Origin of the sequence: Pararhodospirillum photometricum DSM 122 (genome assembly GCF_000284415.1) — a bacterium.
Lineage (GTDB): Bacteria > Pseudomonadota > Alphaproteobacteria > Rhodospirillales > Rhodospirillaceae > Pararhodospirillum > Pararhodospirillum photometricum.
In genome coordinates this window covers 3,230,345-3,252,424 of record NC_017059.1, presented here as the reverse complement: position 1 = coordinate 3,252,424, position 22,080 = coordinate 3,230,345, and the positions used below count along the sequence as shown (strand labels likewise).

General features: G+C 65.2%; 21 protein-coding genes. 2 read left to right on the top strand and 19 right to left on the bottom strand.

Annotated elements, in window-relative coordinates; translation table 11 throughout:
* Positions 1 to 144 precede the first annotated feature (144 nt).
* Positions 145 to 315: a hypothetical protein gene (locus RSPPHO_RS20230; protein ID WP_014415976.1), complete on the top strand. Its 171-nt coding sequence runs from the start codon at positions 145 to 147 to the stop codon at positions 313 to 315.
* A gap of 195 nt (positions 316 to 510) precedes the next feature.
* On the opposite strand, the gene RSPPHO_RS14550 is transcribed toward RSPPHO_RS20230, so the two are convergent.
* Complete coding sequence (locus RSPPHO_RS14550; protein WP_014415975.1) at positions 511 to 2,133, bottom strand: gamma-glutamyltransferase family protein; 1,623 nt, start codon at positions 2,131 to 2,133, stop codon at positions 511 to 513.
* Positions 2,134 to 2,436: 303 nt separating this feature from the next.
* Between RSPPHO_RS14550 and gpt the strand changes: the two genes are divergently transcribed.
* A complete protein-coding gene (gpt, locus tag RSPPHO_RS14545) occupies positions 2,437 to 2,973 on the top strand; it encodes a xanthine phosphoribosyltransferase (protein ID WP_051013918.1) in 537 nt (178 codons plus the stop codon).
* Between the two features lie 43 nt (positions 2,974 to 3,016).
* Here the strand turns inward: gpt and RSPPHO_RS14540 are convergent, their stop codons facing one another.
* The 18 genes from RSPPHO_RS14540 to nuoG all read right to left on the bottom strand — a co-directional run bounded on the left by RSPPHO_RS14540 (position 3,017) and on the right by nuoG (position 22,078).
* Positions 3,017 to 4,057: an aspartate-semialdehyde dehydrogenase gene (locus RSPPHO_RS14540; RefSeq protein WP_081581803.1), complete on the bottom strand. Its 1,041-nt coding sequence runs from the start codon at positions 4,055 to 4,057 to the stop codon at positions 3,017 to 3,019.
* 218 nt (positions 4,058 to 4,275) lie between these two features.
* Positions 4,276 to 4,992: a cell wall hydrolase gene (locus tag RSPPHO_RS14535; RefSeq protein WP_157879262.1), complete on the bottom strand. Its 717-nt coding sequence runs from the start codon at positions 4,990 to 4,992 to the stop codon at positions 4,276 to 4,278.
* Positions 4,993 to 5,572: 580 nt separating this feature from the next.
* Positions 5,573 to 5,827 (bottom strand): hypothetical protein, encoded by a 255-nt coding sequence (locus RSPPHO_RS14530; protein ID WP_041795690.1) that lies wholly within the window; start codon positions 5,825 to 5,827, stop codon positions 5,573 to 5,575.
* A 66-nt stretch (positions 5,828 to 5,893) separates the two neighbouring features.
* Positions 5,894 to 6,589, bottom strand: a complete 696-nt coding sequence (locus RSPPHO_RS14525) for a hypothetical protein (protein ID WP_041795688.1) — start codon at positions 6,587 to 6,589, stop codon at positions 5,894 to 5,896.
* 536 nt (positions 6,590 to 7,125) lie between these two features.
* Positions 7,126 to 7,659: a DNA-3-methyladenine glycosylase I gene (locus tag RSPPHO_RS14520; RefSeq protein ID WP_014415969.1), complete on the bottom strand. Its 534-nt coding sequence runs from the start codon at positions 7,657 to 7,659 to the stop codon at positions 7,126 to 7,128.
* 49 nt (positions 7,660 to 7,708) lie between these two features.
* A complete protein-coding gene (locus RSPPHO_RS14515) occupies positions 7,709 to 8,506 on the bottom strand; it encodes an AIM24 family protein (RefSeq protein WP_014415968.1) in 798 nt (265 codons plus the stop codon).
* An 89-nt stretch (positions 8,507 to 8,595) separates the two neighbouring features.
* Entirely contained in the window at positions 8,596 to 9,000 is a 405-nt protein-coding gene (gene mce / locus RSPPHO_RS14510; protein WP_041795686.1) for a methylmalonyl-CoA epimerase, read from the bottom strand.
* 51 nt (positions 9,001 to 9,051) lie between these two features.
* Positions 9,052 to 10,734 (bottom strand): ribonuclease J, encoded by a 1,683-nt coding sequence (locus RSPPHO_RS14505; RefSeq protein ID WP_014415966.1) that lies wholly within the window; start codon positions 10,732 to 10,734, stop codon positions 9,052 to 9,054.
* Between the two features lie 87 nt (positions 10,735 to 10,821).
* Positions 10,822 to 11,607, bottom strand: coding sequence for a type III pantothenate kinase (locus tag RSPPHO_RS14500; protein WP_014415965.1), 786 nt, complete (start codon positions 11,605 to 11,607; stop codon positions 10,822 to 10,824).
* 4 nt (positions 11,608 to 11,611) lie between these two features.
* Positions 11,612 to 12,409, bottom strand: a complete 798-nt coding sequence (locus tag RSPPHO_RS14495; RefSeq protein ID WP_014415964.1) for a biotin--[acetyl-CoA-carboxylase] ligase — start codon at positions 12,407 to 12,409, stop codon at positions 11,612 to 11,614.
* Entirely contained in the window at positions 12,406 to 13,911 is a 1,506-nt protein-coding gene (gene nuoN / locus RSPPHO_RS14490; RefSeq protein WP_157879384.1) for an NADH-quinone oxidoreductase subunit NuoN, read from the bottom strand. The genes RSPPHO_RS14495 and nuoN overlap by 4 nt, the downstream gene beginning before the upstream one ends.
* 21 nt (positions 13,912 to 13,932) lie before the next feature.
* Complete coding sequence (locus RSPPHO_RS14485) at positions 13,933 to 15,423, bottom strand: NADH-quinone oxidoreductase subunit M (RefSeq protein WP_014415962.1); 1,491 nt, start codon at positions 15,421 to 15,423, stop codon at positions 13,933 to 13,935.
* Between the two features lie 10 nt (positions 15,424 to 15,433).
* Entirely contained in the window at positions 15,434 to 17,365 is a 1,932-nt protein-coding gene (gene nuoL, locus RSPPHO_RS14480) for an NADH-quinone oxidoreductase subunit L (protein WP_014415961.1), read from the bottom strand.
* Positions 17,366 to 17,371: 6 nt separating this feature from the next.
* Positions 17,372 to 17,680 (bottom strand): NADH-quinone oxidoreductase subunit NuoK, encoded by a 309-nt coding sequence (gene nuoK, locus RSPPHO_RS14475; RefSeq protein WP_041795683.1) that lies wholly within the window; start codon positions 17,678 to 17,680, stop codon positions 17,372 to 17,374.
* Positions 17,680 to 18,297 carry an NADH-quinone oxidoreductase subunit J gene (locus RSPPHO_RS14470; protein ID WP_014415959.1) on the bottom strand — a complete coding sequence of 206 codons (618 nt, stop codon included), beginning with the start codon at positions 18,295 to 18,297 and terminating at the stop codon, positions 17,680 to 17,682. The genes nuoK and RSPPHO_RS14470 overlap by 1 nt, the downstream gene beginning before the upstream one ends.
* A gap of 189 nt (positions 18,298 to 18,486) precedes the next feature.
* Positions 18,487 to 18,975, bottom strand: a complete 489-nt coding sequence (nuoI, locus tag RSPPHO_RS14465) for an NADH-quinone oxidoreductase subunit NuoI (RefSeq protein WP_014415958.1) — start codon at positions 18,973 to 18,975, stop codon at positions 18,487 to 18,489.
* A gap of 18 nt (positions 18,976 to 18,993) precedes the next feature.
* The gene (nuoH, locus tag RSPPHO_RS14460; protein WP_014415957.1) at positions 18,994 to 20,016 is read right to left on the bottom strand and encodes an NADH-quinone oxidoreductase subunit NuoH; all 1,023 of its coding nucleotides are present in this window, start codon (positions 20,014 to 20,016) and stop codon (positions 18,994 to 18,996) included.
* On the bottom strand, positions 20,009 to 22,078 hold the full coding sequence (gene nuoG / locus RSPPHO_RS14455) for an NADH-quinone oxidoreductase subunit NuoG (protein WP_014415956.1): 2,070 nt from the start codon (positions 22,076 to 22,078) through the stop codon (positions 20,009 to 20,011). Before nuoG ends, nuoH begins: the two co-directional genes overlap by 8 nt.
* Positions 22,079 to 22,080: the final 2 nt, after the last annotated feature.

Genomic DNA, 22,080 nt, shown 5'->3' with positions numbered 1-22,080 from the left:
TTTGTATGCGGCTCGGCCGGGCCTGAAGAACCAAACGGAACGAGGGGTCTGGGGAGGCGAGCCTCCCCGGCCTTTCTTTCTCTTTTTTTTCGGCTTCTTCAGGAGGTTTCCCTGGTCACAGACACCCACAGAGCGGGGCGCCCCATGATCCTTGATGAGTTTTTGCTGACGGATCAGTTCAGCGAGACGCATGCCGGTGCGATTGCGGCGACGCCGGGGGCGGTGGTGGGGGCGGTGGCCTCCTACCGGGTTGAGAGTGACCCGGTGATCCGCTGGGCGCTGGCTGTGCGTGAAGCGCCGGGGCCGCCCTGGTGACGGGGCACGATGCGGTGATCAGTTCGGTGCCTTTTACGACCAGCGCCCCCCACGGCTTGATTGCTACGGCATCGCAATGCTCCCGTATCGGTTTGCCGAAAGTGTCAGACATGTCTTCGTACACCTGTCAGAGATATCTCCGGTCTATACAACTCCCCAGACCCCTCGGACCTTTGCCACGACGCCGCGGCGCCATCACCACGTCGCCACAGTGCCATCGCCTCGGGGATCCATGGCGCCCTCCAAGGTCCCGTCCGGGTGCGCGATGAGGCCGCCGGCCTGCCCGACCCCTTCGTCGAACGGATCGCCCAAGGTCACGGTGTATCCCATCGTTCGCAGGCCGGCGACCATGGCCGGCGACAGGCGGTTTTCGCCAAACAGACTGACGCCACGTCCCGGCCCCGGGCCATCGAGCCGCCAGCGCGGCGCGGTGATCGCGGCTTGCAGGTCCTGGCCGAACAAGACCGCCCGGGCGAACACGCCGGCCAAGATCAGGGGCTGCGCCAATCCGCCCATGGCCCCCAGCGCCAGGACCCGACCATCTCGCAGGCGGGCCAGGGTCGGGGTCAGGGGGTGGAGCGGCTTGCGGCCGGGCGCCAGGGCGGTGGGCCCCTCGTCGCCGAGGGTAAAGGCGGCGCCATGCCCATGCCAGACCAGCCCGGTCTCGGGCAGGACCAGCCCCGAGCCGAACCCCCGGCCCAGGCCTTGGGTGTAACTGACCACCCGGCCCTCCCGATCGGCGGCGCCAATCCAGAAGCCTTCGCCCTCTGGGAGAACACCTCGCGTGCCCTCGCCCTCTCCGGTGAGCAAGACCCCGGGCGACGTGGGATCCAAGCCCAGGGCGAAATCATCCAAAATGCGCGCCGAGAGATAGGTGGAGGCGTGGACGCCCATGGCCCGGGGATCGCCCAGGCGGGTGTCGCGGATGCGCGCGGCAATCAAGGCGGCGTTGCTCAAGGACTGGACGAAGGCCGGATCGTCCGGCCCCCGCCCCTGGGCGCGCTGAAAGATGCCCAGCAAGATCAAGGTGGCCAACCCCTGAGTGGGGGGCGGCGGGACCCAGACCACGGGACCGTCGATCCCCAAGGCCAGGGCGAGCGGCCGGCGGCGCACCGGGCGATGGCGTGCCAAGTCCCCCGCCCCGACCAACGCCCCACAGGTTCGCAGATCAGCGGCCACCCGCTGGCCCAGGCTGCCGCGATAAAACCCGTCCAGTCCCTCGCCCGCCAGGCTTTCCAAGGTGCGGGCCAGGGCCGGCTGGCTCACCAGACTTCCGGCCCGGGGCACTCGGCCCTCGGCATCCAGGAAGCGCGGACAAAACCCCGGCTGATCCTTCAACCCGCCCAGCATGCGCCGCAAGCAGCGTTCCTGCTCGGGGGCCACGGGCACGCCCCCCTGGGCGTGGTCGATAGCCTCGGCCAACAAGCGGGCCAGCGGCAAGGTGCCCCCCCAGCGCGACGAGAGATCAAGGGCCGATTGCCAGCCTGAGAGACAGCCGGCGACGGTACAGCCGGCATCGGGGCCTTGAGCGGGAATCCGGGTCAAGCCCCGGGCCCGCAGGGCGGCGGCGGTCACGCCGGCTCCGGCGGCGCCGCCGGCATCAATGGACACCGGGGGCCGTCCGGGCTCATGGATCATCCAGACACCATCCCCCCCCAGGCTGGCGCGATGCGGACACACCACCGCCGCCGTGGCCGCAGCGGCCACCGCCGCCTCGATGGCGTTGCCCCCCTCGCGCAGCACCGCGAGGCCCGCCTGGGCCGCCAGATGATGGGGGGCCGTCACCAAGCCCCGCCGTGACACCCTGGAGGTCAGCATGGTCGCATTTTCTCCCTCCTTGCTCGCCTTTGTCTTGGCGCCGAGTGTCTCCGAGCGGCCCGAGCGCGTCCAGTCTTTCGCGGGGTTTCCAGTGAGTAATGAAGGGGAAGGGAAGGCTGGGGAGGCGGGCCTCCCCAGACCCCTCCAATCCTGGGGCCTCCCTCAAGGTGAAGGGCCAGCGGGACCGTGGGGTCTGGGGAGGCCCGCCTCCCCAGCCTTCCCTTTTTTATTCCCCCCCAGCAAGGGATCGGGCTAAAAAGAAAGATTGCTCGCCCCCGTTTCCACGCACAGACGGACCCCACCATGCAGACCAGGGACTATACCAGCGCCCTTTACATTCCCATCGCCTGGGAATTGTTCCATCGCGACTCCCGCGCGCTGGCCCACCGCCTGATGAGCCGCGGCCCCTTCAAGGGCATCGTCGCCGTGACCCGCGGCGGCCTGATCCCCAGCTCGATCATTGCCCGCGAACTCGACATCCGCGTTGTGGAGAGCGTCGGCGTCGCCTCCTACGACGACCGCTCCCAAGGCGAGGTCAAAGTCCTGAAGGACCTCAACCGCGCCCTGGTCGGCGACGGGGAGGGATGGCTGGTCATTGACGACCTTGTGGACAGCGGCGTCACCGCCCGAGCGGTGCGCAAGATGCTGCCCAAGGCGCACATGGCCACCGTGTATGCCAAGCCCGAGGGCCAAGCCGAGGTGGACAGCTTTGTCGTGGCGGTGCGCCAGGATGTGTGGCTGCTCTTCCCCTGGGACGCCGACCTTCAGCCCAACGAACCACTGGTCCGCCAGCAAAAAGACCTTGGCCCGGCCCCGGCCGAGCGCCACTTGGACCTGTAACAGGGGTCTGGGGAGGCCCGCCTCCCCAGCCTTCTTTTGTCAATCAGGCGTCGAGATAATCGCGCGCCAGAACCTCGGCGATCTGCACCGCGTTGAGCGCGGCGCCCTTGCGCAGGTTATCGGCCACGCACCAGAACGACAGGCCATTGTCCACGGTGCGATCCTTGCGCAGACGCGACACATACACCGCATCCTCGCCGGCACATTCCACGGGGGTGACATAGCCTTCGTTGGCGCGGTGATCGACGACCACGATGCCGGGCGCGTTTTGGAGCACCTTCCGGGCGGCGGCGTCGGTGATCGGCTGTTCCGTCTCGATGCTCACATATTCCGAGTGGCCGCAGAACACCGGCACGCGGGCACAGTTGGCGTGCACCCGAATATCGGGATCGAGAATCTTGTTGGTCTCGACCGCCATCTTCCACTCTTCCTTAGTCGCGCCGTCGTCCATGAAGACGTCGATGTGGGGAATGACGTTGAAGGCGATCTGCTTGGTAAAGATCTCCTGGAAATCGGTGGCCGGCTGGTTCACGTAGATTCCCTTGGTCTGATTGAACAGCTCGTCCATCGCCTCCTTGCCGGCGCCCGATACGGATTGATACGTGCTGACCACGACCCGCTTGATCTTGAAGGCGTCATGCAAGGGCTTGAGAGCCACCACCATCTGGATGGTCGAGCAATTCGGGTTGGCGATGATGTGGCGCTTGCGAAAGCGGGCGATGGCCTCGGGATTGACCTCGGGCACCACCAGCGGCACATCGGGATCCATGCGAAAGTGGCTGGTGTTGTCGATCACCACGCAGCCCGCCGCCGCCGCCCGGGGGGCGAACGCCGCCGACACCTTGGCGCCCGGCGAACTGAGGGCGATATCGACCCCGGTGAAGTCGAAGGTCGCGAGGTCGCGCACCTTGAGCACCGCGTCTTCCCCGAACGACACCTCGCGTCCGACAGACCGCGACGACGCCAGCGCGACCACTTCCTTCACCGGAAAGGCGCGCTCGTCGAGGATGGTCAGCATTTCGCGGCCGACGTTGCCCGTTGCCCCGACCACCGCCACGCGGTATCCGTCTGCTCTCATTGCCATGACACTTTGTTCCCAGTCCACCCGTCACGAGGCCGGCAGGCCTCTCAAAAAGGGCATGAGGCTACCGCGCGCGGGGCGCCCGATCAAGGGGAGGCTCGGGAAGAAGGCGACAATCCTGGGCCGGGGGGCCACAAAAGAAGAAAAAAGGAAGGGTGGGGAAGCACAGCCTCCCCAGAGCCCTCAGGCCGGGGGAGGAGAAAAACGGCAAGGACCCGGCCTCATCGCTTGCCTGCTAGGTAATACGGTTTAAGCCCGGGGCGGGGGCCTTGACGGGAGCCGTCGATCCAGTCGGCAAAGGTCGTCGGCACGGGTTTGGTCTCCGCCACCAGATCCGTTTCGGACGCCAGTGGTCGTTGGGCGGCCTGCGTCGCGCCCGCGTCCAGGGGATCCTTGTAAAAGATGTGGCCGCCGATGCGCACGGTTCGCTCGACGCGCCGGGACCAGTCGGGCCGGACCTTGGTGTTGTGATACCAGATGGCCCCGCCCGAGGGATCGTTGATGGCGTTGTCACGCCTGAGGACCGACAAGGCCAGAAGCACCGAAGATCGCCACGCGGCGGTGTCGGTGGGCACGTCGGATCTGCCGTCGCAAAACCAGGAAAACTGGCATCCATGCAGCCCGCTTCCCCGCTCATCGGCGATCACCTCGCAGAGCGTCTTGGGGAACCGGGGGTCACGGGCGCGGTTCAAGACCACCTGGGCCACCGCCACCCGGCCACGCAGCGATTCGCCGCGAGCCTCCCAGTAATCGTTGAGGGCCAGGCACAACATGTCCTGGCGCGACACGACCAGCGATCCCGGGGCGATGCGGATGTCTTGCGGCAACTCCGCCCGCCCGCCCCGGATCATGTCGATCAGTGGTGTCGCCGCCTGTGCGGATCCCATCATCGTCACCACTGGTACCAACGCCATCAGCGCGGTCAGGATAAGTCTCATCGGCTGTCTCCTTGCCTCGCTTTCCCCCTGCCCGACCGTTGGTCGGGGCCCGAGGCCACGCGGCTCTTTTCGTTTCTGTCCGACTGGCTTTCCCGCCGGGATACCCGCGTTGGGCATCGCGACCAAAAAAAGCTCTCAAAGGATCCCGGTCCGTTGCCGGGGTCGATCCCTCGCTCGGTTCTCAAGGTGGGTCCAGCGTCCCGCCCCCGGGGCGCCGGTTCCGGATTGGATCCCTGCTTCCTGGAAAGCCCGGGATCGCCGCACACGCGGCAGGGTCCGAAAAAAGAGGTGGTCCCGTGACCACTGCCCAGGTCACGGCCCCGGGACTTAAGAAGGGCCGGGGTGGCAAAAGTTTCATGAGAAGGGGCGGGAAGCTCAATGGGTGTGTGGACGCGGCCATCACCGTTTTGGACCAACTGTTGCTCGAACAACACACCGGGCCAACACCACCTCCTCGGCGGGAAGTGGTCATCTTATTGAAACACCGCCCGTTTCGAGCCGATCGCGCCATCAGACGATCAGAGGCCGTCAGGATCGTCAAGAAAAAGCCGCATCACCCTCATATCGGGTTTAAAATAAATTAAATAACCTGAAATGGCCAGCCCCCCTGCCGACCTGCCTGGACCGGCCCCGCGTCGCCCGAGTCGGCGCGGAAGATCCCCCCGGGCCTTGCGGGGAAGCGACGCCATAAAAGGGGCAGGCGTCCGGGGGGCTGGGCCGGCAAGGGATAGGCCGGCGCCGGGGCCGGCGGGTTTTTTTGCCCCTCCCAGTGAACGCCCAGGGCTACGGCGGCCGCGACCACCGCCCCCCACACCATCACCAAGGCCCAGTTCATCCTCGCCTCCGTTTGCCAGCCGCTGCCTGTCGCCACGCCAAAGGGCCGGAGGGAGAGTCTTTCCCTCTAGCGCCCCGCCAAAAATGCCCGGCACGCATTCACCACACGCCTGACTTCTCCACTGTCCAGGGGGATCCCCTCGACCGCGAGATAGCCTCCCGACCCCACATCAAGGCCCACGGGCACCCGGGGCGGCGTGGTGCGACCGGGCCGCCCGCCGCCGGCCCCCGGATCCACGGACAGGGTCAGGGTGAACGAGGCCTCGCGGGATCCCCGCACCTCGCCCGGCATCATGGAGGACGGCAGCAAAGCCCGGCAGTCCACCACGGACACGCGCACTGGCCAGGGCTGCACCATCACGGGCTGGGAACTAACTGGGGGCGCGACCGGAAACGACGGCGCCGGACGATAGGCCGGTTCCTGACGCGACTCCGAGGGAAACGGCGATGACGGGGTATAGGAGCGCGGCGGCCGGGCCGGGGCCTCGCTGGGAAACGGCGACGACGGCGTGACCGAGGGGCGCTGAGGCGAGGGCACGACGTAAACCCCGGGCGGCACCACATACACCCCAGAGGGCGCGGTGTCTTCCACACCGGGCGGCGCGTAGGTTTCCGGCGGATAGGCCATGGGAGCTTGGGGCTGGCGCACGGGGATGAGCGCCCCCCTCTCGCCGACCACTGGCGCGACTCCCGTCACCGCCAGCGCGGCCTCGGCGCCGCCCAAGCCCAGGAGGAGCCCCAGCATGATCGCGGTGTGTCGCATGACCGTCTCTCCTTTTGGGGCCACCCCCTGGCTTTCGTCCAGTGTATCACGCCCTGTCCCCCGAAAGAACACCGCCAGAAGGAGATAGACCAGCCATCCCGCAGCTCCGGGTTCGGCGGCGCACAACTGTTCCGACAGATTTTCGGTACAACGGGGCCGATTTCGCGTGACAGCCCCCCGGGGCATGCGTATAGTGCAATCCACCCCTGAAGAAAGGGGGGGCGGCAAAAAGATCCGCCGGCGCCCGGGGTCTCCGGACGACGAGGGATTTTGGCGAAAAGCCCGAGTTTTGGGAGGAGATCGCCGATCAACGGCGGCATCGTTGCCAGAAAAAAATCCGGCCAAAAGGGCCGGCACTAAAAAGAAGGGAGGGGGCATCCCCAACCCTGACAGCATAAAAAAAACGGGGCGGAAGGATACCGATGGGTGTTGGGATCCGGCCGACCCCTTAAAAAAACAGGGGTGGCGTCGGTTGGGACCGGCACAAGGGGGGGGCAAGGCTGCTGGTCTTGCCCTCTTTTCCTTTTGGGGCCGGGTCAGGTCTCCCATGGGGAAGGCAGGGTCGCCAGATGGCGGGCCACGGGGCAGTCGTCCCGGTGTGCTCCAGGCAGCACGCCCAGGCTCATCAGGAACTCGTTGACCACCTCGGGCCCCGTGAACAAAAACGTGCGGCGAAACAAGCGCACCCAATCGGCGAGTGGCAAGGGATGGTGAGCGCGAATCCAGCCGGCGAAGTGCCCATGGCTGAGGCGCAGAGCCTGTACGCGCCGGGCGTTTTCCAAGAGGGCTGCAATCTTGCGGCGGTTGCGGATCAGCCGAGGGTCGGTCACAAGGCGCTCCACATCGGCCTCGCCCCAGCCGGCCAGGGTGTCCACATCAAAACCGGCCAGGGCCTCCCCCAGGCCGGCCCGGCGCTTCAAGATCAGTTCCCAGGACAGACCCGCCTGGAAGATCTCCAAACACAGACGCTCGAATAACACGGTCTCGTCGGTCTGCGGCACGCCGTATTCGGTGTCGTGGTAGGGGCCGTGCAGCGGGTGGCCGGGAGCGCTGTCGCAATAGGCACTCATGGCAGGGTCCTTGAAGAAAAGGCAGGGGAGGCTCGCTTCCCCAGCCCCCTCATCCCCCCGCAGGCGGGACCAGGGGCGGCATCAAGGTGGGGAAGCCGGCATAGACGGGGTGGAGCGGCGACAGCCACACATCGCCCGGCCCTTGGAAGGTCTGCATCAAGCCCTCGCCCGATACCGCGGTGCCGATCCACGACTTGGAGCTTTTGCCCACGGTAAAGCGCACCGTATCGGAGCGCAGCACGGCAAACGGCCCATCCACCGCCATGGTCTCGCCGGCCGCCAGCGTGACCTTGATCAATTCGGCGTCGGGCACGGGCGATTGCAAAACGGCAATGCCGGTCCCCGTCAAGCGGGTCTGCACCAGCCCCTCGCCGCCAAACACCAAGGCGCTGGCACTGCGTTGGATCTCGGCCCCGACCTCGATCTCACCGGAACAGGCCAAAAACAGGCCCTGGTCCACGATCACCGATTCATGATCCAGGCCAACCAGGACCACGCATTGGAACGACGGCTCGGTGAGCACCACCCCCGTCCCGGTATAGCGCGGACGAAAAATAGTTTCGCCACTCATGGCCGCGCCAAACAAACGGCCCAGAACCTTGCCGGCCGGCAGGGAGTTCTCGACTTCCAGCCGCCCCCACCACGCCTGCAAGGCCCCGGCTTCCAGAATCACCGCACTGTTGTTCAAGGTCAGGCGGACTTGGCGCACCGGCAACCCGGCCTGACGCACCAGGGCCAGCGCCAACAACCCAGCCGGCTGGGTCATGCCGCCCAGGGTGCGCCACTCCAGGACTTCAATACCAAGGCCGGGGATTTCGTGATGCTCGGTAACAACAGGATCGGTCATGGAAGCGTCTCTCTTGGAACAGGAGCGACGGAGACACCCCTCAAGGGACCGAGGGGTGGCCCGCCTCCCCAGCCTTGTTCTTGCCGGCCTTAGGCCTGCTCCAACTCCACCAAGGTGCCGTAGCAGTCCTTGGGATGTAAGAACAGCACCGGCTTGTCGTGCGCCCCCAAGCGGGGCTCGCCGTCGCCCAACACCCGCAAACCCTGGGCCTTGAGCTGGTCACGGGCGGCCAGGATATCCTCGACCTCGTAGCACACGTGGTGGATACCGCCCGCCGGGTTCTTTTCCAGGAAACCCGCAATGGTGGATTTTTCACCCAGCGGATGAAGCAACTCAATCTTGGTATTGGGCAGGGTAATGAACACCACGGTCACGCCGTGGGCCGGCTGGGGCAAGGGCTCGGAGACTTGGGCCCCCAGGGTATCGCGGTACATCCGAGTCGCGGCGTCGAGGTCGGGAACGGCAATGGCGACGTGGTTCAAACGGCCGATCATGCAAGGCTCCTGCGGCGAAATCGCAAAAGGGAAAGAACAGGCCAACGCCCGTCAAACACGAAGAACATGAACATCGGTCACGGGACGCCGGCCCTGGCTTTGCCGGAAGAAACGCCGCACGGAAACCCGGATGGCTTCCTCGACCGCCTCGTCACGCAGCCGCTCGGGCGGGCGCAACCCGGCCACGGTACCGCGCACGATTTCCAGGATTTCCTCAATGTCCTCGGCGTCTTCCTTGGGGTCAAGCAGGCCGCGCGCGGCCACCCGGGGATCGCCGACCACCCGGCCCTTGTCGTCAAGGGCGGCAGACACCACAACAGCGCCACCCAGCGCCATGCGCCGCCGATCGCGCACGACTTCGCTATCCAAGGGGATCAGGCGTTCGCCATCAACGGCCAGCCGGCCGACCGACACGCTGCCCACCACCCCGGCCTCGGCGCCATCAAGCCGGACCACCTGCCCATTGATGGCAGTCAGCACGGTGGGGATGCCAAGCGCGCGGGCCTCGATGGCGTGCTCATCAAGATGCATGCGCTCGCCGTGGACCGGCAGAACCACCGAGGGGCGGATCCAGCCATAGAGGTTGCGCACATCCTGGGCGCCCGGGTGGCCCGAGACATGGACCAGGGCCTCGCGCGGGGTGATCATGGAGACCCCCAACGAGGCCAGCCGGTTTTGCACCTCGAGAACAGGGCGTTCGTTGCCGGGAATGATGCGGCTGGAAAAGATCACCACGTCCCCCTTGCCCAGCGTGACATGGGGGTGGGTGTCAAAGGCAATCCGGCGCAAGGCGGCGCGGGGCTCGCCCTGGGACCCGGTGCAGACGTACACCACCTTGTCGCGAGGCAGATAGGCGCCTTCCTCGTCGGTGAGGAAGCGCGGGGCCTCGGTGAGATAGCCGCAGGCCTTGGCCGTATCGTGCATGCGCCACAACGAGCGCCCGACCAGGGCGACGTCGCGACCGCAGGCTTTGGCGGCGAGAGCAATACTCTCCAGACGAGCGATATTGGAGGCAAAGCAGGCCACGGCAATCCGCCCGGTCTGCTGGGCAAACACCTCGACCAAGGAGCGACGCACCTCGCCTTCAGACCCGGTGTGGTCCTTGTTGAAGATATTGGTGCTGTCACCGACCACGGCCAGCACGCCCTCGTCGCCCAAGCGTCGCAGGCGGTCTTCGTCGGCCGGGGCGCCAACCAGGGGCTCGGGATCGTGCTTCCAGTCGGCGGTGTGGAACACCGTGCCGGCCTCGGTACGCACCACCAGATGACTGGCTTCCGGGATGGAGTGGGGGGTAGCGATCAGCTCGAGATCAAACGGCCCCAGGGTGAAACGCTCCCCGTGGCGAACCTCGGTCAGCTCCACATCCCCGTTCAGCCCCTCTTCGCGCAGCTTGTGGCGCAGGAACTCGGCGGCAAAGGGAGTGGCATAAACGGGACACTCCAGGAACGGCCACAGATAGGGCACGGCCCCCAGATGGTCCTCGTGGGCATGGGTGATGACGAGGCCCAGAAGATCGTCGCGCCGTTCCTCGATGAACGACGGATCGGGAACGATGACCTCGACGCCGGGGGTCGTATCGTTGCCAAAGGTGATGCCCAGATCGACCATCAGCCAACGGCCGCGATACCCATACAGCGAAAGGTTCATGCCGATTTCCCCCGCCCCGCCTAAGGGTACGAAGTAGAGGGCATCCTCCTCGAAGCGGGGCGGAGACGGCGGGGCGGGTTCGGCCATGGGCGGGGGATTCCAATCAGCGATGGGGACAAGAAAGGTAGGTGAAACCAGGAAACGCGACCCGGCGCAAGCCCGGTCTGTCCCCTTTTACGCTTGGCCGCGCCGGGCCAGGGTCCGCTGATGGATGATCACCAGCCCTCGCAAGGTCAGATCCAGGTCCACAGCCTCGATCACGTCGGTGGCCTCGGCAAACAAGGGGGCGAGACCACCGGTGGCAACCACGCGCATCGGCGCGCCGAACTCTTCCGATATGCGACGCACCAAGCCTTCAATCAAGCCAAGGTAGCCCAAGTAAATGCCCGAGCGCATGGCCGGCACGGTGGACTTGCCAATCACCGAGCGCGGCCGCCCGATGGCCACCCGGGGCAACTGGGCCGAGGCGCGGTGCAGGGATTCAAGCGAAAGATTGACGCCCGGCGCAATGGCCCCGCCACAGTAATTGCCCTGGCCATCCACCACGTCGAACGTGGTGGCCGTGCCGAAATCGACGACAATCAAGGGACCGCCGTAGCTGACATGGCCAGCCACCGCATTGACCAGACGGTCGGCGCCGACCTCGTCGGGATGGTCCACCAGCAGACCGATGCCTAAGTCCACGTCGGGATCGCCCACCACCATGGGAGCGCAGTGGAAGTAACGGTGCGCCAACTGACGCAAATTGAACACCGTGGCGGGCACCACCGAGGCGACGACGCAGGCTGTCACCTGGGTGCGGTCAATACCGGCCAGCGCCATCAACTGAAGCAGCCACACGCCCATTTCATCGGCGGTGGTGTTCACGTTGGTGGCGGCCCGCCATTCGCCCCGTTTTTCCTCACCGTCGAACACGGCGAACACGGTGTTGGTGTTGCCGGAATCGATCGTCAGCAGCATTCGCTCAAGCTCCCTCCTGGGGGGGAAAGAACACGTCGCCGGCAGAGATCAGACGGACCATACCGTCCTCCTCGGCCAGCACCAGACAGCCGGCCTCGTCGAGGCCCTGAAAAATCCCTCGTTGGGTCCTGTGGGGCCCCAGACGAACCTCCACCGGCTTGCCCACGCCAAGGGCCCGCTCCAGCCACGCGGCGCGCACCGGGGCAAAACCATCCTGGCGCCATTTGGCCAGCCAATAGGCCAAGCGCTGGGCGATGCCTGAGAGCAGATCCTCAAGGCCCACGGGGCAGCCCAAATCTTCCATGGCCAGAGCAGGAAACAAAGCCCCGGTGATGGGCGCGGTCTTAAGATTCACCCCGATCCCCAACACCAGCCAGGGCGGCCCGCTCGCCGCCGACACCGTTTCCATCAGCATGCCGGCGACCTTGCCGCCATGACACACGATGTCGTTGGGCCATTTGCACCGGGGATCGGCGATGGGGCACAAAGCCTCAAGGGCCTCGGCAACGGCCAGAGCCGCCCCGAAAGACAGACGGGCCGCCTCGGCCAAAGGCACGTCGGGCCGTAGGACGTAGGAATGGTACAAGTTGCCGGGCGGGCTATGCCACACCCGGCCCTGGCGTCCCCGGCCCCCGGTCTGCTCGCGGGCCCAAACCACGGTGCCCTCCTCGGCGGCCCCCTTGGTGATCAAGGCGCGGGCCACCGCGTTGGTGCTATCCACGGCGTCGTGGGCGATAAGCCGCCACCCCATCGGCAGGGTGACGGCCCCGGCGGTCGGTCCTGGGAGCGGACAAACGCTCACCGGCCGCCCAGACCCGAAACGGAGCCCGCCGCCAGACCGCGCATGTCAATCGCTTCCACCCCGGTCAACACCTCTGCCGCCCTCTGGGCCCCGGCCAACAAGATATTGGGAACCAGGAAGAACAGCAGCATAGCGGTCGCACCTCCCAAAATCATGGAACGGGGCACGACACCGGTAATAACGTCGAGAGGCTCCACCACCTCGTCGAAGTACATCAGCTTGACGATGCGCAGGTAATAGAACGCCCCGACCACGCTCGCCAAAACGCCCAGAATGGCCAGGGTATAGAGCCCGCTGTTGATCGCCGCCATAAACACATAAAACTTGCCAAAGAACCCGGCCAGCGGCGGAATACCCGCCATCGAGAACATGAAGAGGCTCATGGCCAAGGCGTTGAGCGGCTGGGTGCGGGCCAAGCCCTTGAGGTCGTTGATGGACTCGACCATCTGGCCCTGGCGGCGCATGGACACGATAAGGGCGAAGGTGCCCACGTTCATGACCACGTAAATGCCCAGATAAATCAAGAGACCCCGAATGCCCTCGGTGGTGCCGGCAGCAAGACCAACCAAGGCAAAGCCCACGTGACCAATCGAGCTGTAGGCCATCATGCGCTTGATGTTGGTCTGGGCAATGGCGGCAAAGGAGCCCAGGCCCATGGACAAGAGGGCGATCAGCACCAAAATGCGCTGCCAGTCGGCGACATAGGCGCCAAACGGATCCATCAAGACGCGGGCGAACAAGGCCAGGGCCGCCACCTTGGGGGCCACGGCAAAGAAAGCCGTGACCGGGGTCGGCGCGCCCTCGTACACGTCGGGCGTCCACATATGAAAGGGCACGGCCGACACCTTAAAGGCCAGACCGGCGATGATGAACACAAGGCCGATGACCACCCCCATGGAGGCCGGCCCCGCCTTGGCGACCTCGGCCAGACCATCGAAGTTGGTGGTGCCGGCAAAGCCATAGACCAAGGTCATGCCATAGAGCAGCAGCCCCGACGCCAGCGCGCCCAGCACGAAGTACTTCACGCCGGCTTCGGTCGAGCGGGTGTTGTCGCGCTGATAGGCGGCGATGACATAAAGGGCCAGCGACTGGAGTTCCACGCCCAAATACAAGGTCATCAGGTCGTGGGCCGAGATCATGATCATCATGCCCAAGGTGGCAAAGACGACCAAAATCGGAAACTCGAAGCGCAGGTCCTTTTCCCGCTGCAACCAGCCCAGCGCCAACAGCAAGGTGGCAGCGGCCCCGGCCAGGGTCAGCAGCTTGGCGAAGCGGGCGAAGCCATCATTAATGAACAGACCGCCAAAGGCCAGCATCGGCTCGCGCCAGCCGGGTTGGCTGACGACGAGCGCGGCGACCAAGGCAAGGCCCACCAAGACGGCGCGGCAGACATAAGGCGCGGTATCTCCCTTGCGGAAGACCCCGACCATCAGAAGCCCCATGCCCAGGAAGGCCATCAAGACCTCCGGCAAGGCGGGCATCAGGGCCAAAGGATCAGTCATCATCGGGCAGGTCCCCTGGGATCAGCGCTGGGCCAGCGCGGCATCATAGTTGGCGATCAGGTCGGCGACCGACCCATGCATGAAGTCGAGGAAGGCCGAGGGCACAATGCCCATCCACAGAACCAAGGCAACCAGCGGGGCAAACACCGCCACCTCGCGCGGGCTAAGGTCGAGCAGGCCCCTGAGGTCTTCCTTCTCCAGCTTGCCGAACAGGACCCGCCGGTACAAATAGAGCATATAGGCCGCTCCCAAGACCAAGCCGGTTGAGATCAGCGCCGCCACCAAGGTGGAGTCGCGGAACACGCCCAGCATGATCATGAACTCGCCGACGAAGCCCGAGGTGCCGGGCAGACCGACCGAGGCCATCATGAACAGCATGAACACCAGGGCGTAGCGCGGCATGGTGCTCGCCAGACCGCCGTAGCGATTGATCTCGCGGGTATGCAGCCGGTCGTAGACGACGCCTACGCACAAGAACAAGGCGCCCGAGACCACCCCGTGCGAGAGCATCTGGAACAACGCTCCCTCGACCGCCTGAGGGGTCATGGCGAAAATGCCGGCGGTGACAAACCCCATGTGGGCGATGGACGAATAGGCGATCAGCTTCTTCATGTCCTCCTGGGCCAAGGCGACCAAGGAGGTGTAAATCACCGCGACGATCGAGAGCAGGTAGACCAGCGGCTGGAAGTCGGCCGAGGCCAGGGGCAGCATGGGAATAGAGAAGCGCAAGAAGCCATAGGCGCCCATCTTCAAGAGCACGCCAGCCAGGATAACCGATCCCGCCGTGGGCGCCTCCACGTGGGCATCGGGCAACCACGTGTGCACGGGCCACATGGGGACCTTGACGGCAAAGCTCGCGAACATGGCCAACCACAGCCAGGTCTGGAGACCCGCGGGGAAAGCGTGGGTCATCAAGCTGGGGATGTCGGTGGTGCCGGCCTGGAAATACATGGTCAGCATCGCCAGGAGCATCAGCACCGAGCCCAGCAGGGTATAGAGAAAAAACTTGAACGCGGCATAAACCCGGCGCACGCCCCCCCAGATGCCGATGATCAGGAACATCGGGATCAGTACACCTTCAAAGAAGATGTAGAAGAGCACGAAGTCCAGGGCGCAGAACATGCCCACCATCATCGTCTCCAAGACGAGGAAGGCGATCATGTACTCCTTGATATGCTTCTGGATCGACTCCCACGAGGCCAGAACGCAGATCACCGAGAGAAAGGTCGAGAGCAGGACAAACAACACGGAAATGCCGTCCACGCCCATGTGATAGGCGATGTTGTACGACGGCAGCCACACGTCGCGCTCGACGAACTGGAAGCCTTGCTGCGTCTGATCAAAACCGATCCACAGCTTGAGGGACAACAAAAAGGTAAAAACCGTGGTCAGCAGGGCCACGTGGCGCGTGTTGCGTGCCACCACCGCCTCGTCGCCGCGGATCGTGACGATAAACACCGCCCCGACCAACGGCAGAAAGGTGATGATCGAAAGAAGCGGAAAGTCGCTCATCGAAGCCTCTCTAGCGGGCGGAGGTCAGCAGGAACCACGTGACGATCGCGGCCAAGCCGATAATCATCACGAAGGCATAGTGATAGAGGTAGCCGGTCTGGACCCGCCCCAGCAGTCTGGCCAACCCCCGCGACGCGGCTGCTACCCCATCGGGCCCCAGGCCGTCGATCAGCGCGCCGTCGCCCTTGAGCCACAGGCCCCGGCCGATGCGAAACGCCGGCTGGACGAAGAGGCGATCATAGAGCTCGTCGAAGAACCACTTGTTGTGAACAAAGCGGTATACTTGGGGGAAGCGGCTGACCACTTGTCCCGGCAAAGCGGGCCGGGCCACATACATGACCCAGGCCAACGCCACGCCCAGCGCGGTCGCGACCAGAGGCAGCAGCTTGACGATCCCGGGCACGTGGTGAGCCTCGGCCGTCACGTCGTGGGCGTCTTGCACCAGGGAGGTTCCCCAGAAGGCCAGCCGGCCCTCGCCGACGAAGGCATCGTAGCCCAGGCCTCCGGCAAACACCGCCCCCGTAGCCAAGGCAACCAAGGGCAGGATCATGATGCGCGGGGACTCATGAACATGAGCCATCACCCGCTCGTCGGCCCGCGGCTTGCCATGGAAGGTGAGGAGCAACAGGCGGGTGGAGTAAAAGGCCGTCATGCCCGCCGCGCCCAGGCCCAGCACGAAGGCGATGAACCCGGTGAAGGAATAGGAGCCGAAGGCCACCTCCAAGATCATGTCCTTGGAGAAGAAGCCGGCAAAGGGCGGCACGCCCATCAGGGCCAGGGAACCGATCCACATCAAGACGTAGGTCACGGGAATGAGCTTCCACAGCCCCCCCATGCGCCGGATGTCCTGCTCGTCGGACATGGCGTGGATCACCGAGCCGGCGCCCAGGAACAACAGCGCCTTGAAAAAGGCGTGGGTCATCAGGTGGAAGATACCGGCGCCAAACGCCCCCACGCCCAGCGCGAAGAACATGTAGCCCAACTGAGAACACGTCGAGTAGGCGATCACCCGCTTAATGTCGGTCTGGGTGCAGCCGATGGTCGCGGCAAAGAAAGCCGTGGCGGCGCCCACCAGGGTGACCACCCCCATGGCGGTGTCGGAGAGCACGAACAAAGGCGAAAGGCGCGCGACCATGAACACACCGGCCGTCACCATGGTCGCGGCGTGGATCAGGGCCGAGACCGGGGTCGGGCCTTCCATGGCGTCGGGTAGCCACGTATGCAGGCCCAATTGGGCCGATTTGCCCATGGCGCCGATGAACAGCAGCAAGCAGCAGATGGTCATGGCGTGCCACTCGATGCCCAGGAAGGACAAGGTGGCGTCGGCCTTGGACGGCGCGGCCGCGAAGATCGTGTCAAAATCAACGGTACCGAAGACCATGAACACGCCGAAAATGCCCAGCGCAAAGCCGAAGTCGCCGACCCGGTTGACGACAAAGGCCTTGATCGCCGCTGCATTGGCGCTCGGGCGCTCGTACCAGAACCCGATCAACAGGTAAGAGGCAACGCCCACCCCTTCCCAACCAAAGAAGAGCTGAACCAGATTGTCGGCGGTCACCAGCATCAGCATGAAAAAGGTGAACAACGACAAGTAGGCCATGAAGCGCGGCACGCCGGGATCATGGTGCATGTAGCCAATCGAGTAGACATGCACCAGGAAGGACACGGTGGTCACGGTCATGAGCATGACCGTGGACAGGGGGTCAATGCGCAAGGCCCAGTCAAACACCAGATCGCCCGAGGCGACCCAGGTGAACAAGGTCACGGTGGTCGCCTCGCCCCCGGGCACGGTCAGGAAAAACAGCAGCCACGACAGCAGGGCCGAGGCCCCCATGGCGCCACAGGTCACCAGTTGGGCCTTGTGGTCGCCCAACGTTCGCCCCTTGAACCCGGCGACCAGCGCCCCGGCCAGGGGCAGGAAGACGGCGGCAAAAGCAAGCATGAGCCCCTACCCCTTCATCTGGTTGATGTCATCAACGCTGATCGACCCGCGATTGCGGAAGAACGCGACGATGATCGCAAGGCCAATACCGGCCTCGGCGGCGGCCACGGTCAGGACGAACATGGTGAAGACCTGCCCCGCCATGTCGTTGAGATGTGCCGAGAAGGCCACCAGATTGAGGTTCACCGCGAGCAAGATCAGCTCGACGCACATCAAGATGACGACGACGTTCTTGCGGTTGGCGAAAATGCCGAAGACCCCCAGCGTCAGCAAGATCGCCGAAACGGTCAGATAGTGGATCAGGGAAACGCCCATCACGAGATCCCCTTCCCGGTGGGCACCTTATGCAGGGACAAGGTGTCTTCCTTGCGCCGCGCGATCTGCTGGGCGATGGACTGGCGACGCACGCCCGGATGCCGGCGATGGGTCAGCAAGATGGCGCCGACCATGGCCACCAACAAGATCAGGCCCGCGGTTTGAAACAAAAAGAAGTAGTGGGTGTAGAGATACTGCGCCAAGGCCTCGGTATTGGTCACGCTGGCCAGATCGGGGGTGGGCGCCTGACGCTGGGCCGCGGCCTCGGGAGCGCTTTGCCAGCCGCCGACCATGACCACGATCTCGGTAAAGATCACCACAGCCACCGCGATGCCCAGTGGCATGGCTTTCTGGAAGCCTTCCCGCCGCCCCAAGAGGTTGAGGTTGAGCATCATCACGACGAACAAGAACAGCACCGCCACCGCGCCGACGTAGACCACGACCAGCACCATGGCCAGGAACTCGGCGCCGGCCAGGATGAACAAGCCAGCCGCGTTGACGAAGGCCAAGATGAGCCACAGCACGGAGTGGACCGGGTTGCGGGACACCACGACCATGAAGGCCGCCCCCACCAGGATGGAGGCAAGCATGTAGAAGATGAGGGTCTGTGCGATCATTCCTCCCCCTTCCCGGCCGGTCCGGGCCCTGTGGCGTGCGGGCAGCGCGTCATGGTTCCTTTATCCCCCTCTCCGGGCCATGGTGACCCGGGAATTCAAAGCCAACGACGGGGGGAATCCCTCGTCCAACGGGGGGCCCCTGTCAGTTTTTCCCCACAACGGAACCGCCCCCGAAGGGGCGGGCCCGATCTAGCGGTACGGCGCATCCTTTTGCAAACGCAGGGCCAATTCGCTTTCCCAGCGATCGCCGTTGCCCAGCAATTTTTTCTTGTCGTAGAGGAGTTCCTCGCGGGTTTCGGTCGCGAATTCGAAGTTGGGCCCCTCGACGATGGCATCCACCGGACAGGCTTCCTCGCAGAAACCGCAGTAGATGCACTTGGTCATGTCGATGTCATAGCGGGTGGTCCGCCGCGAGCCATCCTCGCGCGGCTCGGCCTCAATGGTGATGGCCTGGGCCGGGCAAATGGCCTCGCAGAGCTTGCAGGCAATGCAGCGCTCTTCCCCATTGGGGTAGCGGCGCAGGGCATGTTCCCCGCGAAAGCGATGGGAGAGAAACCCCTTTTCGTAAGGATAATTGAGGGTGACCTTGGGCCGCAGCATGTAGCGGAAGGTCAGCGCCATGCCCGACACCAGCTCCGTCAAGGCGAAGGAGCGTAGCGTGCGTGCGAGATCAAACATCCTGGTCTCTCCCCCCTCTCACGAGCCCTGGCCCGGCAGCAGGCCGAACAGCATCAAGAAGCCAGCGGTCAGCACCACCCAGAGCAGGGAGGCGGGCAGGAAGATCTTCCAGCCCAAGCGCATCAACTGGTCATAACGATAGCGGGGGAACGTGGCGCGCACCCACAAGAACACGAACAAAATGGCGCAAACCTTGAGGGCAAACCACAAAATCCCGGGCAAGGCATTGAAGGGCGCGATGTCGAGAGGCGGCAGCCAGCCGCCCAGGAACAAGACCACGCACAGGCTGCTCATCAAGATCATGTTGCCGTATTCGCCCAGGAAGAACAGGGCAAACGGCATGGCCGAGTACTCGACGTTATAGCCCGCCACCAGTTCGGCTTCGGCTTCCGGCAGGTCGAAGGGGGCGCGGTTGGTCTCGGCCAGGATCGAGATCACGAACATGACAAACATGGGGAAGTGGGGAATCACGTACCACACGCTGTCTTGCTGGGCGCGCACGATGTCGCTCAGGTTCATCGAGCCGGCCGTGAGGATGACCGAGACGATGATCAAGCCCATGGCGACCTCGTAGGACACCATCTGCGCCGCCGAGCGCAGGCCCCCCAAGAAGGCGTACTTGGAGTTGGAGGCCCAGCCGGCCATGATGATCCCGTACACCCCAAGCCCCGAGACGGCAAACAGGTAGAGCACGCCGACGTTGATGTCGGCCAGCACCCAGCCCTCGTCAAAGGGAATGACCGCCCAGGCTACCAGCGCCAGCATCAAGGTCAGGATCGGCGCCAGCAAAAACACCACCCGGTCGGCGCCGGTCGGGATGATGGTCTCCTTGACCATCAGCTTGAGACCGTCGGCAATCGGCTGCAACAGACCAAAGGGCCCGACCACGTTGGGTCCCTTGCGAAGCTGGATGGCGCCAATAACCCGGCGCTCGGCATAGGTCAGGTAAGCCACCGCCAGAAACACCGGGGCAACGATGGCCACGCATTGCACAATGATCAGGATCAGGGGCCACAGCGTGCCCGTCCAGAACTCAGCCATCGGTTCCCGTCCGCTTCAGATTGCCGTTGACGAAAGCCCGCACGCAGGCGGCCATGGTCGGCGAGGCCCGGGTGATCGGGCAGGTCATGTAATAGCTGGCCACAGCCGGTGTCACCGGGGGTCCGGCCAGCGGTCCCGGAGTGCCAAAGGTGGCCCACGGCGCCGGGGTCACAACATCGGTCTTGGCGAACACCGGATTGACCGCCGCCAGACGGGCGCGCACGGCGTCCAGGGTCTCAACGCCCACCGAAATCCCCAGGCAGCCGGCCAGGGCGCGCAGCACCCGCCAGTCTTCCTTGGCCTCGCCCGGCGGCAGCACGGCGCGGTTGGTCCGCTGGACCCGGCCCTCGGTGTTGACGTAGGTCGCGTCTTTTTCGGTCCAGGCGGCGCCGGGCAGGATGACATCGGCCACTGCCGCCCCGGCATCGCCGTGCGAGCCCTGGTAGATGACGAAGGTCTGCCCCAGACCGGAAAGATCGACGCTGTCCGCCCCCAGCAGGTACAGAACCTCCAGGGCGCCCGACCGCGCCGCCGCCAGAATGCCTGCCGCCTCAAGGCCGCCCTCGGCCGGCACGAAGCCGACATCCAAGGCGCCCACCCGACCGGCGGCGGTGTGCAGCACGTTGAAGCCGTTCCAACCCTCGCCCACCAGACCAAAGGCCTCGGCGATCGCCCGGGCCGCCGCCAGCACCGCTGACCCATCGGGGCGGGTCAAGGCGCCCTGGCCGATGATCAGCATGGGCCGCTTGGCCTGCTTGAGGATCTGGGCGAACGGATGGCGTCCCTCGGCGATTTCGTTCAGCAGGCCAAGGTCTTCGCCCAGGTCGTTGACCGGATAGGTGAGGTCGCGGCCGGTGAGCCCGACCCGGCCGATCGGGAAGCCGCCACGCCGGGCCCGCTTGAGGATCCGGGCATTGATCAGCGTTGCCTCGTGGCGCGGATCGGTGCCGATCAGCAACAGGGCATCAGCCTGCTCGATACCGGCGATGGTGGTGTTGAACAGGTAGGAGGCGCGCACCGAAGCGTCGAGGGCCGCGCCGTCAAGGCGGCAATCACGATGGGGCGAGCCCAGGGCCGTCATCAGGTCCTTGAGCAGCACCACGCTCTCGGCGTCGGCCAGATCGCCGGCCAGGGCGGCGATCTTGGAACCGGCCACGCCCTTCAGCCGCTGGGCGATGACCGCAAAGGCCTCGTCCCAGGTCGCCGGCTTCAAGCTGCCGTCGCGCCGAACCCACGGGGTATCCAGGCGCTGGACGCGCAGGCCGTCGATGGCGTAGCGCGACTTGTCGCCCAGCCATTCCTCGTTGACCGCTTCGTTGAGCCGGGGCAGGACCCGCATCACCTGGGCGCCCCGGGTATCGACGCGGATGGCCGCGCCCACCGCATCGAGCACGTCGATGCTCTCGGTATGGCTCAGTTCCCAGGGCCGGGCGCTGAAGGCATAGGCAGCGTTGGTCAGGGCGCCGACCGGGCAAACATCCACCAGATTGCCCGAGAGTTCGCTGCCCAAGATCCCGTCGAGATACGGCGTGATCTCGGCATGCTCGCCGCGCCCCAGCATGCCGAGGTCCGGCACGCCGGCGATCTCGGTGGAGAAGCGCACGCAGCGGGTGCACTGAATGCAGCGGGTCATCGCCGTGCGAATCAGGGGCCCCAGGTTCTTCTCCGGCACCGCCCGCTTGGCCTCGCAAAAGCGCGAGCGGTCGGTGCCAAAGGTCATGGCCTGATCTTGCAGATCGCACTCGCCGCCCTGGTCGCAGATCGGGCAGTCCAGCGGGTGGTTGATGAGCAAGAACTCCAGCACCCCGCGCCGCGCCTTGCGCGCCATTTCAGAATCGGTGCGCACTTCCATGCCGTCGGCCACCGGCAGGGCGCACGAGGCGGCCGGTTTGGGCGGTCCCGGCTTCACCTCGACCAGACACATGCGGCAATTGCCGGCGATCGACAGTCGCTCGTGGTAGCAGAATCGCGGAATCTCGATCCCGATGCTCTCGGCTGCCTGCAAAACCGTGGTGCCGGCAGGGACCTCGACCTCGATCCCGTCGATGGTCAACTTGGGCATGC

What these genes read in the sequence shown, in the direction of transcription:
- RSPPHO_RS20230 (WP_014415976.1), top strand. Translation starts at nt 145, where the DNA reads ATGATCCTTGATGAGTTTTTGCTGACGGATCAGTTCAGCGAGACGCAT.
- RSPPHO_RS14550 (WP_014415975.1), bottom strand. Translation starts at nt 2,133, where the DNA reads ATGCTGACCTCCAGGGTGTCACGGCGGGGCTTGGTGACGGCCCCCCAT.
- gpt (WP_051013918.1), top strand. Translation starts at nt 2,437, where the DNA reads ATGCAGACCAGGGACTATACCAGCGCCCTTTACATTCCCATCGCCTGG.
- RSPPHO_RS14540 (WP_081581803.1), bottom strand. Translation starts at nt 4,057, where the DNA reads ATGGCAATGAGAGCAGACGGATACCGCGTGGCGGTGGTCGGGGCAACG.
- RSPPHO_RS14535 (WP_157879262.1), bottom strand. Translation starts at nt 4,992, where the DNA reads ATGAGACTTATCCTGACCGCGCTGATGGCGTTGGTACCAGTGGTGACG.
- RSPPHO_RS14530 (WP_041795690.1), bottom strand. Translation starts at nt 5,827, where the DNA reads ATGAACTGGGCCTTGGTGATGGTGTGGGGGGCGGTGGTCGCGGCCGCC.
- RSPPHO_RS14525 (WP_041795688.1), bottom strand. Translation starts at nt 6,589, where the DNA reads ATGCGACACACCGCGATCATGCTGGGGCTCCTCCTGGGCTTGGGCGGC.
- RSPPHO_RS14520 (WP_014415969.1), bottom strand. Translation starts at nt 7,659, where the DNA reads ATGAGTGCCTATTGCGACAGCGCTCCCGGCCACCCGCTGCACGGCCCC.
- RSPPHO_RS14515 (WP_014415968.1), bottom strand. Translation starts at nt 8,506, where the DNA reads ATGACCGATCCTGTTGTTACCGAGCATCACGAAATCCCCGGCCTTGGT.
- mce (WP_041795686.1), bottom strand. Translation starts at nt 9,000, where the DNA reads ATGATCGGCCGTTTGAACCACGTCGCCATTGCCGTTCCCGACCTCGAC.
- RSPPHO_RS14505 (WP_014415966.1), bottom strand. Translation starts at nt 10,734, where the DNA reads ATGGCCGAACCCGCCCCGCCGTCTCCGCCCCGCTTCGAGGAGGATGCC.
- RSPPHO_RS14500 (WP_014415965.1), bottom strand. Translation starts at nt 11,607, where the DNA reads ATGCTGCTGACGATCGATTCCGGCAACACCAACACCGTGTTCGCCGTG.
- nuoN (WP_157879384.1), bottom strand. Translation starts at nt 13,911, where the DNA reads ATGACTGATCCTTTGGCCCTGATGCCCGCCTTGCCGGAGGTCTTGATG.
- RSPPHO_RS14485 (WP_014415962.1), bottom strand. Translation starts at nt 15,423, where the DNA reads ATGAGCGACTTTCCGCTTCTTTCGATCATCACCTTTCTGCCGTTGGTC.
- nuoL (WP_014415961.1), bottom strand. Translation starts at nt 17,365, where the DNA reads ATGCTTGCTTTTGCCGCCGTCTTCCTGCCCCTGGCCGGGGCGCTGGTC.
- nuoK (WP_041795683.1), bottom strand. Translation starts at nt 17,680, where the DNA reads ATGGGCGTTTCCCTGATCCACTATCTGACCGTTTCGGCGATCTTGCTG.
- RSPPHO_RS14470 (WP_014415959.1), bottom strand. Translation starts at nt 18,297, where the DNA reads ATGATCGCACAGACCCTCATCTTCTACATGCTTGCCTCCATCCTGGTG.
- nuoI (WP_014415958.1), bottom strand. Translation starts at nt 18,975, where the DNA reads ATGTTTGATCTCGCACGCACGCTACGCTCCTTCGCCTTGACGGAGCTG.
- nuoH (WP_014415957.1), bottom strand. Translation starts at nt 20,016, where the DNA reads ATGGCTGAGTTCTGGACGGGCACGCTGTGGCCCCTGATCCTGATCATT.
- nuoG (WP_014415956.1), bottom strand. Translation starts at nt 22,078, where the DNA reads ATGCCCAAGTTGACCATCGACGGGATCGAGGTCGAGGTCCCTGCCGGC.